A 12,218-nucleotide genomic window follows, 5' to 3' on the forward strand; every position below is an offset into this window, starting at 1 on the left:
ATTTTAAATAAGCACCTAGTTTAACAGGTTTACTAATACCACCCTATTAATTTTTATCTGAGCTTCTTGTACCTAGTTACCAAGCACCTTGGCAGGATCTACGCGCGTTGCTTGCCATGCAGGATAAATAGTGGCAAGTATCGCAAGCACAAACGTAACAATCACTGTAATACCAATGTCTTCAAGTACTAATTTACTTGGTAAAAACTCTATAAAATAAACGCCCTCAAGTGGATTGGCTCCAAATAATTGGCTTATCCACGTAAAAAGCTCACTTATATTAAGCGCTAATACCACACCAATTAGTGTTCCTAGTGCCACGCCTACAAATGCTTGCATTAAGCCTTGCATTACAAAGGTGGCTAAAATAGTACTGTCTTTCGCGCCCATGGTTTTTAAAATCGCGATATTGCCTTGTTTTTCGCGTACTTCCATCACCAAGGAGGACACAATATTAAAACTGGCTACCGCTATAATTAAAAACACCACAATATAAACAATGGTACGCACCATTTGAATATCTTGATAAAGGCTACCTTGGGTTCTAAACCAACTAGAAATATACACGTAGTCGTCAATAGTTTGCCCTACTTTTAGCGCTATTTGGTGCGCCGAAAACACATCATCAACACTTAAACGCAGCCCTGTTACTTGGGTTTCATCGTAACCCAATGTTTGCTGTGCTTTGTTAAGATGTATAAATGCAGCGGTACTATCAATCGGTCCGCCCATTTCTATAACACCTGCAAGGTTAAGTGTTACGCGTTTAGGCGCTAATAATGATTGACCTTTTTGACTAATTTGCGGAATAAGTAATGTAATGTTATCGCCTACTTTGGCGTCTAACTGTTTTACTATTTGCTTACCTAAAATTACATCGTCAAGGCCTAACTGACTCACTAATTTACCACTGGTAAACTGGTTTACCGCCGATACATTACTCTCGAGCGATGGCTCAACACCTCGAATTTCTATCGCTTTTAGCTGGCTTTTATATTGCGCCATTCCGTTAACGGCAATAAATGGCGCAGCCCCTGTTACGTGAGGTTGTGTTTGTAAATCCTCAACCTTTTGCGACCAATTTGCAATGGGTCTACTTGGTGCTACATATTCAACCTGCGGCACAACACTTAGCAATCTATGTACTAGTTGCTGCTCAAAACCATTAATTACCGACAGCGCCACAATTAAAACCGCGACACCTAATAAAATACCAATAGTCGACGCTTTAGCGATAAAACTAACAAAGCCGTTTTTTTCATCTTTGTGGCCTGAATAGGCTCTAAAACGTTTACTTAAAAATGCACTAAGCAACATGCTGCGACTCTTTAATAGCTAGTTTTCCATCGTCTAAATAAGCTATTTTGCCTAGCTTATCGGCAAGTTCTAAATCGTGTGTAACTACCACAAAACTGGTGTTTAAGCTTTGGTTAAGCTCATTAATTAAATCGTAAATTTTAATCGCATTTTGTTTATCTAAATTACCGGTTGGTTCATCAGCAAGCACAAGCGCAGGTTTTGTAACCAGTGCACGGGCAATAGCCACGCGTTGGCGCTCTCCACCAGAAAGCGCAGACGGTTTATGCGAACTGCGATGTGCAAGGCCTACTTTTTCGAGCATATCGAGCGCTTGAGCTTTGGCTTCTTTTGCACTCAAGCCTTTAATTAATAATGGCATAGCTACGTTTTCAACTGCGCTAAACTCCATTAATAAATGATGAAATTGATAGATAAAGCCCAAGTTTTGGTTTCTAAATGCGGCTTGCTCTGTTCGCGAAAGTTTTGCAACTTCTTGGTTTCTAATTTTAGCGCTACCTGAGCTTGCGGTATCTAATGTGCCAAGTATGTGTAAAAGCGTACTTTTACCAGAGCCAGAACTCCCCACAATAGCGAGCATTTCACCTTGCTGCAGCGCTAAATCAACGCCTTTTAATACTTCAACTTGGTTGCTGCCATCTTGATAAACTTTACTTAAATTTTCACAACTAATTACTAAATCATTCATAACGTAATACCTCTGCTGGTTTTACTTTTGCGGCTTTACGCGCAGGATATAAGGTAGCTAAAAAGCTCATAGCAATACTGGCAAACGCTATTATTACTAAACTCAAAATATCAAATTTTACCGGAAGCTCTATACCCGCCAATAAGTTTAAGCCCACTAATGCAAGTAGCTCATTTATATATAAACTAAATATTACACCTAAAAATGCGCCTATTGCGGTACCAATTACGCCGTTATATAAGCCTTGCACCATAAACACTTTTTGCACTTGCGAAGGTGTTAAACCTAACGTTTGTAGTATGGCCACTTCACCTTGTTTTTCGCTTACCATCATGGTTAATGCCGATACAATATTAAATACAGCCACCAATACAATGAGGGCAAGCAACATAGACATAATGCGCTTTTCCATAGCAACGGCTGCAAATAGAGTACCTTGGGTACTGCGCCAATCACTATAATTATGATCTTGTAAAATACGCTGGCTTGCTTCAATAAACTCATCTAGTTCGAAAGGTTCGTGCAATGAAACACTTAAATTTGGGGCAGTGTTTTTATCCAGCTTTAATACCCGTTGTAGTGAAGCGCCACTTGTAAACGCAAGTGCCATATCTATCTCAGATCCGGTTTCGTATATTGCGGCAACTTTAAATAAACGCTGGCTGGGTACTCGCCCAAGAGGTGTATACGTTGAAGCATTAGGCATAATAACGCGAAGCTTATCACCCACGCTAACGCCTAATTTACGACTCAAATAACGACTTATAGCAATGTTGTAATTTTTGTTTAATACAGTTTTCCAATCGCCTTGCACTATTTTATCGGTAATTTTATACAAAGAACCACTATCGTTATAAAGGCCTTGTAGTAAAACGCCGTGCAAGTCTTTATTAGTTTGCAAAATAGCTTCACCGTGGCGATATAAGCTTACATGATCAACATAAGGAGATTGTTCGAGGTCGGTTTTTAGGGTGTTCATTTGGGTGGCAGTGTGTTTACCTGCGCTAACTTCAACATGCGGAATAAGTCCGAGCATATTGGTTTTGAGGCTATTTTCAAACCCGTTCATTACACTGCTTACCGTAAATAATGCCATTAAACCAATAGCGATACCGGCAATAGAAAAAAACGAAATAAACGATATAAACGCATTTCCTTTAGATGAGCGACTATATCTAAGCCCTATAAATAAGCTAACCGGTTGAAACATATTATTTTTAACACTTATCGTAAAAGTATTGAGCAATAGTAGCACGAAAAAAGTGCCTTTGGGTATGGCGTAAAATGTAAGAAATAATTTAAAAATCTGATACTTGGCTATATTTACAGCAATACATGCTTAACCATTAATTCGCTGTTAAGCTTTCAGCCCTTTAACTAAATAATCGAGCAATACCCGTACATTAGTGGCCACAAACTGCCTTGGTGGATATACGCCCCATACCCCTTCTTGCTGTGGTTGATAGGGTGTTAAAATAGGCACCAATTGCCCTGAGTTAATTTCGTTTTCAATGTAGTAGTCTGGGAGCTGTACAATACCAAGCCCCTTTTTTGCGCCATCCACCAGCGCCCAACCACTATTACACTGTAGCCGCCCCGCTATTTTAATGTGTTTATCGCGCCCATTTTCGTTTACGCGCCAATAGCTACTATTCCCAATTAAACATTCATGGCTGTTTAGCTCGCCTAAAGTATGCGGCTCACCAAATCGCGCTAAATACTGTGGTGCCGCGCACATAATAAAACGCCGCGCACTTAACCTACGCGCTTTTAAGCTCGAATCTTTTAAATGCCCTAACCTTATGGCTAAATCAAATCCGCCCTCTAATAAGTTTTCTTGCTCGTTACTTAGTGTGGCAACAACTTCGACCTCAGGATGATCCTTCATAAAATTATGCACTATGGGCATAATAAAACTCTCTCCGTACATAACGGGTGCTGTGAGCTTTATTTTACCTTTAGGTGTACTTTGTTGTTGAGCAAGACCTTGAGTTGCCTCGTCCATAGCGTGTTGTAAGTGCTTTATTTGATGTAAATACACTTCGCCTTCTTTAGTTAAAACCACTTTACGAGTAGTACGGGTTAAAAGCTGGGTATTTAAACGTTTCTCAAGCGCCGTAACATGGCGGCTAATATGCGCAACCGAAAGCCCAAGCGTTTTTGCAGCCGCAGTAAAGCTGCCCTCCTCCCCCACCGCTATAAACTCATCTATTCCATCCCAACGCGCCATTATTACCATACTGTAAAAGTGTTTTAATAAAATTGAGATTATCATTATTTGAGAAACAAATACAATAAGCACATCACCCAAGCAAATTGGGTCTACAATTATTTTTAAATAGCCAGTTAAAGGAAATAAAACACATGTCTGAATTTATTAAATCAAAAGCCGCCATTGCTTGGGGTCCTAATCAACCACTTAGTGTTGAAGAAGTTGATGTGATGATGCCTAAAAAAGGCGAAGTAATGGTAAAAATTACCGCTACAGGTGTATGTCACACCGATGCATTTACATTATCAGGCCAAGATCCTGAAGGCATATTTCCTGCTATTTTAGGTCACGAAGGCGCTGGTGTTGTCTATGCTGTTGGCGAAGGCGTAACGAGTGTTGAAGTTGGGGATCATGTTATTCCTTTATACACTGCAGAATGTGGCGTATGTAAAATGTGTACTTCAGGTAAAACTAACCTGTGTTCAGCCGTGCGCGAAACACAAGGTAAAGGCCTAATGCCAGACGGCACTACACGCTTTTTTAAAGATGGCCAACCAATTTATCACTACATGGGGACATCAACGTTCTCTGAGTACACTGTATTGCCAGAAATTTCACTTGCTAAAGTAAATAAAGAAGCATCACTAGAAGAGATTTGCTTACTAGGCTGTGGTGTGACAACAGGTATGGGCGCAGTTACCAACACAGCTAAAGTAAAACCTGGCGACACTGTTGCTATATTCGGTTTAGGCGGTATTGGTTTGTCTGCGATTATTGGCGCAAAAATGGCTGGTGCAGGTCGTATTATTGGTGTTGATATAAACACCACTAAATTCGATTTAGCTACAAAACTAGGTGCAACTGATTTAATTAATCCAAAAGATTTCGATAAGCCAATTCAAGAAGTTATTGTTGAAATGACAGATGGCGGCGTTGACTACTCGTTTGAATGTATCGGTAATGTTGACGTAATGCGCTCAGCGCTTGAGTGTTGCCACAAAGGTTGGGGTGAGTCAGTAATTATTGGTGTGGCAGGTGCAGGCCAAGAAATATCAACCCGTCCGTTTCAGCTGGTAACTGGGCGTGTATGGCGTGGTAGTGCATTTGGTGGCGTTAAAGGCCGTTCACAACTTCCTGAAATTGTTGAGCGTTACATGGCAGGTGAATTTGCTCTTAGCGACTTTATTACTCACACAATGAGCCTTGAAGATATTAACGAAGCGTTTGATTTAATGCATGAAGGCAAAAGTATTCGTACAGTCATTCATTACTAATAAACTGCATTCGTAAAATAGCTTATTAATAAGCCGTAATACTTTTAAGTTTACGGCTTTTAAGGATTAAGTATGTTAGAAAATATCTCAAGTGTAAAAGTGTCTGGCGGTTGGCATAAGCAATATACTCACAGCTCGCAAAGTACACATTGCACTATGCGCTTTGCCGTATTTTTACCACCTGGCGCAAGTGAAGCAAATAAAGTACCGGTACTTTATTGGTTATCGGGATTAACCTGTACCGACGAAAATTTTATGCAAAAAGCCGGTGCATTTAACAAAGCAGCAGAGCTGGGCATTGCTATTGTAGCGCCTGACACCAGCCCGCGTGGCGAAAACGTACCCAATGAAGACAGCTACGACTTTGCACAAGGCGCAGGCTTTTACGTAAATGCCACGCAAGCTCCTTACAACACCCATTTTAATATGTACGATTATGTTGTTAGGGAATTACCAGCATTGATAGAACAACATTTTCCGGTAACAAGTACAAAAGCAATTAGTGGTCACTCTATGGGCGGGCACGGTGCATTAATGGTCGCACTTAAAAACCCGACTGCGTTTGTAAGTGCCTCGGCTTTTAGCCCTATTGTAAATCCGATTGAATGCCCTTGGGGTGTAAAAGCATTTACTGGTTATTTAGGAAATGATAAAGCGCTTTGGGCGCAATATGATAGCTGCGAGCTGATGAAAAACGCAGAGCAAGCTAATTACTTACCCATGTTAGTGAGTCAAGGTGATGCCGATGGTTTTTTACAAGAGCAACTTAAGCCAGAAAACCTAGTCGCTATTGCAGATAAAAAAGGCTACCCGCTTACACTTGAAATGCAAGCGGGCTACGACCATAGCTACTTTTTTATAAGCAGCTTTATTGACCAACACTTATTATTTCATCATCAGTTTTTAACTGCTTAGACTCATTAGTGTGTAGAGATGACTTTTCTACCTCTACACACTCTTTTAGACTTTTAGTGACCTGCCTACATACTTGCGTAGTAGTGCTTTCCCCTTTAACTAGGCTAACAAGAGCCGAATCTATCTTTAATCCCATATCAGTAAAGTTAAATCCGTTTTTATCTGTAGGTACTGGCTCTAGTGGGTTTTTATAAGGTTTTGACTGCGCCGGGCTAATACTATTTTTATCATTACGCGCCTGAGATTGTGCTTGCCCATCAATAATAGCGCCCGCAACTGTACAGCCAGAAAGGCAATAAAAAAACAAAAGTACAATAATTGTTTTCATCATTCATCCTAAACAAAATATTACCTAAATTGTATACGTTTTTTATTGTAACTCTGTAAAAAAATGTAAGTATTACTACCTAAAATCATTTATAAACTTTCTTGTAACACCCACCAGCTGCAATATAAAAAATGGTGATCCTAAATAACCTAAAATTTTATTAATGGTAGGTTGTAAGTGTTCTGTGAGTAATTCAGGAAATAAAAAAGCAAAAACAGATAACCCAGCGCAAAATAGTAACGCTGTTTTTTCAAGTTTAGTTGTTGTGATTAATGTTTTATTTAAAGGTAAAAGGTTCACATAGGTGTCTTTTAGGTATGATAAAAGGATACGGGGCTTTAAAACTCAGATCAAATTAACTATCGCGTAAAATAGTAATAAAAACATGTAAAAGTTTCTTCAATAACTTTTATTAAACTCAGCTTCCTACAATAAACCATTGATTATTAGTTATTTATGCAATGGCCCGCTGTTTGCTTATTATTAACAAAATTAACCCGCATAGGCTCAATAATGGAAATTGATTTACAGTGGAATGAAATCATCGATAACTTAATACATTTAGGTATTGCATACCTACTTGCGCTACCTATGGCTTACGACAGAGAGCGTAGCCATGATGGTGCAGGCCTTCGTACCTTTCCTCTTGTTGCTGTTGCATCGTGTGGGTATGCATTAATAGCTATGTCGGTTTTAGATGGCGCAGAAGCTCAATCTAAAATGTTGCAAGGTATCATTACTGGCATTGGTTTTATTGGCGGTGGCGCAATTTTGAAAAATAACAAATCAACCTCCGGTACAGCAACCGCAGCCAGTATTTGGAATATGGGCTTAATTGGTATAGCTGTAGCCTATAGCCGTTACGAAATAGCCATTTTGCTTGCCATTATTAATTTTATAACGCTAAGGTATGTAAAAAAGTTTAAGTGATAATTAGCAGTATTATTACAAGTAATGCGAGCAAATATTGGTCGTATTACGTGTGTATAATCACTGGCAAAATATAAATACACGATTTCAATTTGATACAATATAACATATAATAAATGCAGTTTTAAATCACTCTATATAGCTCTCTTATGTCGCTACCTTCAACCGATAACCGCTTACATCATATTGATATATTACGGGGTATTATAATTATATTTATGGTTATTGACCATGGTATGTATTATTGCCTTAATTACTCAGTTACCGATCCGATGACCATTCCAGGGACTGATCCCGTTACCTTTTTTACGCGTTTTGTTTCTCACTTTTGCGCACCACTCTTCGTATTCTTAGCAGGTCTATCTGCGGCTATAACAGAGCATAAATATGTATCCACTAAAGCATTTTCACAAAGCTTGATTATTCGTGGTTTAGTGCTAATTTTGTTTGAATTTACTATTGTTTCGTGGTCTTGGAGCTTTAACCCATTATACCCAATGCTATACGCACAAGTTATTTGGGCTATCGGCTGGAGCTTTGTTATTTTAGGACTGCTGCGTTTCCTGGGCATTTATGCCATTTTTGTAGCAGGGTTATTACTCGTGTTTGGGCATAATTTATTTGATGGAACAAGCTTTGAGCCCAATACATTTGCACATACTGCTTGGTCCATTGCACATCAAAAAAATGTACTTGATCTCCCATTTGATTTTCAAATTAGAACAACCTACCCAATTGCCCCCATTGTTGGCTTAATGGCATTGGCATATTGCGCTGGTGTTTATTACAAAGCGCAACAATACAGTAAAAAAGTGATGAATCACGCATTATTATTAGGGGTTACTTGCCTTGCGCTTTATGGCGTTTTACGTGGATTTAACTTATACGGTGATATGTCACAGTTTGATATACATACAAGCTCATTGCTCACTGTTATGTCGTTTCTGAACCCAACAAAGTATCCGCTTTCGCTTCAGTTCATGTTACTTACAGTTGGCCTTGGACTTATTTCTTTAAAGGCATTAAGTGGTTTAAAAACCGATTTTTCGCATAACTTTTTACAAGTACTGGGTAAAACAAGTATGTTTTCATACCTTGTGCATTTGTATTTATTACATGCTATTGCTTGGTTACTTATACCTATTTTTGGCTTTAATTTTAGCGATATGACCTACGCAGATACTCTCGTTGGTTTGCCTGAAGGTTATGGCATGAGTTACACAGCAACACTTCTATTCATAGCCGTTGTAATAGGGCTAACAACCCTACTCGCTAAGCGATACATTGTTTGGAAGCGAAGCCACAAACATAGCTTAATTGCTAAATATATATAAGTAAAAACACAAACCCCGCATAATATTTGCGGGGTTTTATGTCATTAACCAATACGTAAAACTTATAAAAAGCTATCACCACTTTGCTTTAGCGTAACAGTTTGTGCTTGAGCGCTTTTAATTAATAACCCACAACGCACATCGTTTTGTGAAATTACAATTTTATCAATTGTGCTTGTATCGTAATTTACTACTTTGTTCTCGCAGCGTAACTGGACTTTAGTTAGCGGCATTTGCGCTTCAAGCGCTACTTCACTTTTTGACAATAAAGGTAATACCGCCTGCTTAGGCAATAGCTCTATTTGTTGTTTTATATCGCCAGAACTTTTATAAATGTCATTAACTTGAGCTAATAACTGCTCCTTATTTTGCTGTGTAAAAGTGATGGATTCAATATTGCCTAACGCATCTATTGCGTCATAGGCACGTACATAATCTTGTTTTGATATAAACCATTGTAATGCATTTTTTATCACACGCTTTTGAATTTGATCTGGTAGGTTACCTCGAAATAAAAATGCTTCGTTGATGTGCTGATCAAAGCTCTTCCAGTCTTGTACAAAATAACTGTGCTGGCTTTTAAGCCATGCAAGCAAAACAATCTCAACCGTATTTTTCGTATGTTCGTTTTCTAACTCATTAATACGGCTTTTAGCTTCATCGTATTTCTTTTCATCGATTAACTTACTAGCTTGTTCATAATCATTAAAAAAGCCGCGAGACGCTTTGTCATTTGAAAAACCAGCATGTAAATTTTGCGAACTTACAGTAATAGTTTTTGCTACAGGTATAGTCTCGCCATTTAATTTTGCACTTTTGTAGTTGAGCTTAGACACGTAGTCCATTACTTCTCTTTGATACTTTTTTTGACCAGCTGTAGCTACAATTTCGATATCGCTCACTTGGCCGTTTTCATCAACAAGATAACTACTTAAATTAATTCCTTCTAATCGAGACGCACGCGGTGAGGTATTAGTAAGTTGATCGTAATTTTTATTAATCACCTCTGCAGGGACAAAGTCGTCAGCAAACGCAGGGAGTTGAGTAAAAGCAGAAGTTAAAGAAAGCGCTAATATGAGTTTTTTCATCGATTTTATCCATCCTAGATAGTGTTTATATAATAGAAACAAACGATCGATATAAAAGCAAGTGTAAATACAAAAAATTAGTTCATTTAATGAGCTTAACTTAGAAAAAACTTAATAGATAAATATATTTGAGGAATTAAAAAAGGCGCTTAAAAAGCGCCTTGCTAACAAGTATGTGTGCTTAAAACATATCTTGATAGGAGTTTGTTGTGCTAAACGTAATTGCTTTTTCAAAGCCTGGTAACTGAATACTTTGCTCGTCTATTACAATGTCGTTGTCGTCAATAAGTCCGTCGCCAAAGCGATAAATAAGCTCGTACTGCCCTAAATCTGCTTGTGTTTGATACGTTTGTTGCGCGGCTTTAATTGCCATGTTTTTCTGCGCGTAACTACTCATAACTTCATCGCCATGGCGCTTAGCAAGCATCTGCATTGTTACTTTTGGTGAAAGTACAGTCGCTGTTGCATTGTTACCGCCAAAGCCTTTTGAATTTATAAAAGCAATATCCATATCAGCGCACTCGTAATGGCTATTACGAATATCAAGATGGTCGCTATAAACATCATCAGCCACTTTATCAATAGTGGTAATACCCGGCATAATATTATGACTAAATATGCCTAACGCAATCGCTAACTGGTCACCACTTGCAGGTGCAATAGTATGGCCAACATACGCTTTTGGCGCTGTTACTTTCCAGTTATCAATAGCAAACGTTTGCGCTACTTTATGATAAATCAAAGACTCTGTTACACGGTTTTGCGGTGTACTAGAACCATGGGCTAAAATAAAGCTACGTTCTTGCAGTGCTTCTTTACCTAATAAGCTGCTAGCAAGTGCGGCTGATTTTGCCATTGTAATATAGTTACCGGGTCCAGGTGATGTAATCGACTTTTTAACGCCATCTGCATTTACAAACACATCCGGTACGCTGCCCATAATATCAGCGCCCAACTCAAGGGCTAAAGCATCATCCATTAAAATAGTAACTTGCGCGCCTTCTCCTAATGTAAAGCCACAGTTATCGCCAAATGGGCGGCTGCTATTACGGTAGTCTGGTTCTTCATCATTTGATAAGTTATCTAAACGACGCAGCCCTTCAACGTTTGCAAGCGCGCTCATGTTACCAAAGCCTTCTACAACTTCTGGTGTAATAGCACACTCAACACTTGCGACAACCGCAACGCGTGTACGCCCTGCCTGTATGTCGTTAACCGCTGCACGTAAATTATATAAAAACGTTGCACATGCGCCCGAGGTCGAAAACGTAGTACCTACATTGCCCGTAACATAGGCATTAATAAAATCGGTAGACATTGTATTTAAGCCCAGTGCTAACTGCTTAGTGCTAACACGGTCGCCTTGTTGGCGCGCCTTTACTAAACCGCCTAGGCCTTTGTCGTCCATTTGGCCAATTACCGATGCTGAATAGGTACCAATTTTATCTGGCTCTACGCTATTCATAATATGCTGCCAATCAAGCCCTGTTGATTTAATCGCATCAGTAGCTGCAAAAATAGTGGCTTGCAAACCACGAGGCTGATAGCGGCTGTTATACATAACTGATGGATCAAACCCAGTCGGAAATTGCCCAGCAGATTTAATTGGGTTATCGCGTGTTGAGTCGTGCTTTACGTCTAAGTCAGCTGCAATAGTTACTTTAACTTTTTTGCCTTCAAGCTCTTCAACTTGCCAGCTAGCTGGAACAGGTGCAGGTAAGTCGCGAGCACGCGTTTCAAACACAATTGCGTTATCGCTTGATGCGGTTAGTGTCATTTTTTGCTGCCACGGTGTGGCATCGGCATCAAAGTGTTCTTTTTCAATTTTACGAATAAGTGTACCAGCAATAATTTGCTCACCAAAGCGTGCTTCTATGTCGCTTTGCTCAACATTATTACCTTGTGTATCTTGTAATTGGCCGTTTACAACGCTTACTAGATTCATCAGTGTGGCGAGGCCTAAAAATGTTTCACTGCGATCTTGAGCATTTAAACTATCTAACACGATACGGCGATAACCTTGATGAAAAGAAGTACGGCCAGCGGCGTTAATGCCACCCATGCCTACTATAACGGGTAATGCTGTCATAATTTACCTTTTAGAAACGTGTTATAAGGAGAAGAGGCAGTTT

12 protein-coding genes are annotated in these 12,218 nt (G+C 39.2%); 4 read left to right on the forward strand and 8 right to left on the reverse strand.

Going from position 1 to position 12,218, the window contains the following annotated elements; genetic code table 11:
* Nucleotides 1-72 precede the first annotated feature (72 nt).
* The 4 genes from QT16_RS17985 to QT16_RS18000 form a co-directional block, all read right to left on the reverse strand.
* Complete coding sequence (locus tag QT16_RS17985; RefSeq protein WP_039489845.1) at nt 73-1,317, reverse strand: lipoprotein-releasing ABC transporter permease subunit; 1,245 nt, start codon at nt 1,315-1,317, stop codon at nt 73-75.
* Nucleotides 1,307-2,005: a lipoprotein-releasing ABC transporter ATP-binding protein LolD gene (lolD, locus tag QT16_RS17990; RefSeq protein WP_033029411.1), complete on the reverse strand. Its 699-nt coding sequence runs from the start codon at nt 2,003-2,005 to the stop codon at nt 1,307-1,309. The genes QT16_RS17985 and lolD overlap by 11 nt, the downstream gene beginning before the upstream one ends.
* Entirely contained in the window at nt 1,998-3,215 is a 1,218-nt protein-coding gene (locus tag QT16_RS17995; protein WP_039490161.1) for a lipoprotein-releasing ABC transporter permease subunit, read from the reverse strand. Before QT16_RS17995 ends, lolD begins: the two co-directional genes overlap by 8 nt.
* 147 nt (nt 3,216-3,362) lie before the next feature.
* Nucleotides 3,363-4,235 carry a LysR substrate-binding domain-containing protein gene (locus QT16_RS18000; RefSeq protein WP_188085199.1) on the reverse strand — a complete coding sequence of 291 codons (873 nt, stop codon included), beginning with the start codon at nt 4,233-4,235 and terminating at the stop codon, nt 3,363-3,365.
* A gap of 134 nt (nt 4,236-4,369) precedes the next feature.
* Here QT16_RS18000 and QT16_RS18005 point away from each other — a divergent pair, with 134 nt between their 5' ends.
* Entirely contained in the window at nt 4,370-5,491 is a 1,122-nt protein-coding gene (locus QT16_RS18005; protein WP_002960732.1) for an S-(hydroxymethyl)glutathione dehydrogenase/class III alcohol dehydrogenase, read from the forward strand.
* Between the two features lie 72 nt (nt 5,492-5,563).
* The gene (gene fghA, locus QT16_RS18010) at nt 5,564-6,406 is read left to right on the forward strand and encodes an S-formylglutathione hydrolase (RefSeq protein WP_039489851.1); all 843 of its coding nucleotides are present in this window, start codon (nt 5,564-5,566) and stop codon (nt 6,404-6,406) included.
* Here fghA and QT16_RS18015 read toward each other — a convergent pair.
* Both QT16_RS18015 and QT16_RS18020 read right to left on the reverse strand, forming a co-directional pair.
* Nucleotides 6,360-6,734, reverse strand: a complete 375-nt coding sequence (locus QT16_RS18015) for a hypothetical protein (protein ID WP_039489852.1) — start codon at nt 6,732-6,734, stop codon at nt 6,360-6,362. The two genes, fghA and QT16_RS18015, sit on opposite strands and share 47 nt — an antisense overlap.
* 75 nt (nt 6,735-6,809) lie before the next feature.
* On the reverse strand, nt 6,810-7,034 hold the full coding sequence (locus QT16_RS18020) for a hypothetical protein (protein WP_039489854.1): 225 nt from the start codon (nt 7,032-7,034) through the stop codon (nt 6,810-6,812).
* A gap of 213 nt (nt 7,035-7,247) precedes the next feature.
* On the opposite strand from QT16_RS18020, the gene QT16_RS18025 reads away from it, so the two are divergent.
* Nucleotides 7,248-7,664 carry an MgtC/SapB family protein gene (locus QT16_RS18025; RefSeq protein ID WP_002960738.1) on the forward strand — a complete coding sequence of 139 codons (417 nt, stop codon included), beginning with the start codon at nt 7,248-7,250 and terminating at the stop codon, nt 7,662-7,664.
* Nucleotides 7,665-7,813: 149 nt separating this feature from the next.
* Entirely contained in the window at nt 7,814-8,998 is a 1,185-nt protein-coding gene (locus QT16_RS18030; protein ID WP_039489857.1) for an acetyltransferase domain-containing protein, read from the forward strand.
* 62 nt (nt 8,999-9,060) lie between these two features.
* On the opposite strand, the gene QT16_RS18035 is transcribed toward QT16_RS18030, so the two are convergent.
* A complete protein-coding gene (locus QT16_RS18035; RefSeq protein ID WP_039489859.1) occupies nt 9,061-10,086 on the reverse strand; it encodes an energy transducer TonB in 1,026 nt (341 codons plus the stop codon).
* A gap of 181 nt (nt 10,087-10,267) precedes the next feature.
* Nucleotides 10,268-12,175 (reverse strand): beta-ketoacyl synthase, encoded by a 1,908-nt coding sequence (locus tag QT16_RS18040; RefSeq protein ID WP_039489861.1) that lies wholly within the window; start codon nt 12,173-12,175, stop codon nt 10,268-10,270.
* Nucleotides 12,176-12,218: the final 43 nt, after the last annotated feature.

This window comes from Pseudoalteromonas distincta, from assembly GCF_000814675.1.
In the GTDB taxonomy this organism is placed as follows: Bacteria; Pseudomonadota; Gammaproteobacteria; order Enterobacterales; family Alteromonadaceae; genus Pseudoalteromonas; species Pseudoalteromonas distincta.

Bases quoted from the DNA above. Each gene is read 5' to 3' on its own strand.
- QT16_RS18030 (WP_039489857.1), top strand. From the start codon at position 7,814: ATGTCGCTACCTTCAACCGATAACCGCTTACATCATATTGATATATTA.
- QT16_RS17995 (WP_039490161.1), bottom strand. From the start codon at position 3,215: ATGTTTCAACCGGTTAGCTTATTTATAGGGCTTAGATATAGTCGCTCA.
- fghA (WP_039489851.1), top strand. From the start codon at position 5,564: ATGTTAGAAAATATCTCAAGTGTAAAAGTGTCTGGCGGTTGGCATAAG.
- QT16_RS18040 (WP_039489861.1), bottom strand. From the start codon at position 12,175: ATGACAGCATTACCCGTTATAGTAGGCATGGGTGGCATTAACGCCGCT.
- QT16_RS17985 (WP_039489845.1), bottom strand. From the start codon at position 1,317: ATGTTGCTTAGTGCATTTTTAAGTAAACGTTTTAGAGCCTATTCAGGC.
- QT16_RS18005 (WP_002960732.1), top strand. From the start codon at position 4,370: ATGTCTGAATTTATTAAATCAAAAGCCGCCATTGCTTGGGGTCCTAAT.
- lolD (WP_033029411.1), bottom strand. From the start codon at position 2,005: ATGAATGATTTAGTAATTAGTTGTGAAAATTTAAGTAAAGTTTATCAA.
- QT16_RS18000 (WP_188085199.1), bottom strand. From the start codon at position 4,235: ATGGCGCGTTGGGATGGAATAGATGAGTTTATAGCGGTGGGGGAGGAG.
- QT16_RS18025 (WP_002960738.1), top strand. From the start codon at position 7,248: ATGGAAATTGATTTACAGTGGAATGAAATCATCGATAACTTAATACAT.
- QT16_RS18015 (WP_039489852.1), bottom strand. From the start codon at position 6,734: ATGAAAACAATTATTGTACTTTTGTTTTTTTATTGCCTTTCTGGCTGT.
- QT16_RS18035 (WP_039489859.1), bottom strand. From the start codon at position 10,086: ATGAAAAAACTCATATTAGCGCTTTCTTTAACTTCTGCTTTTACTCAA.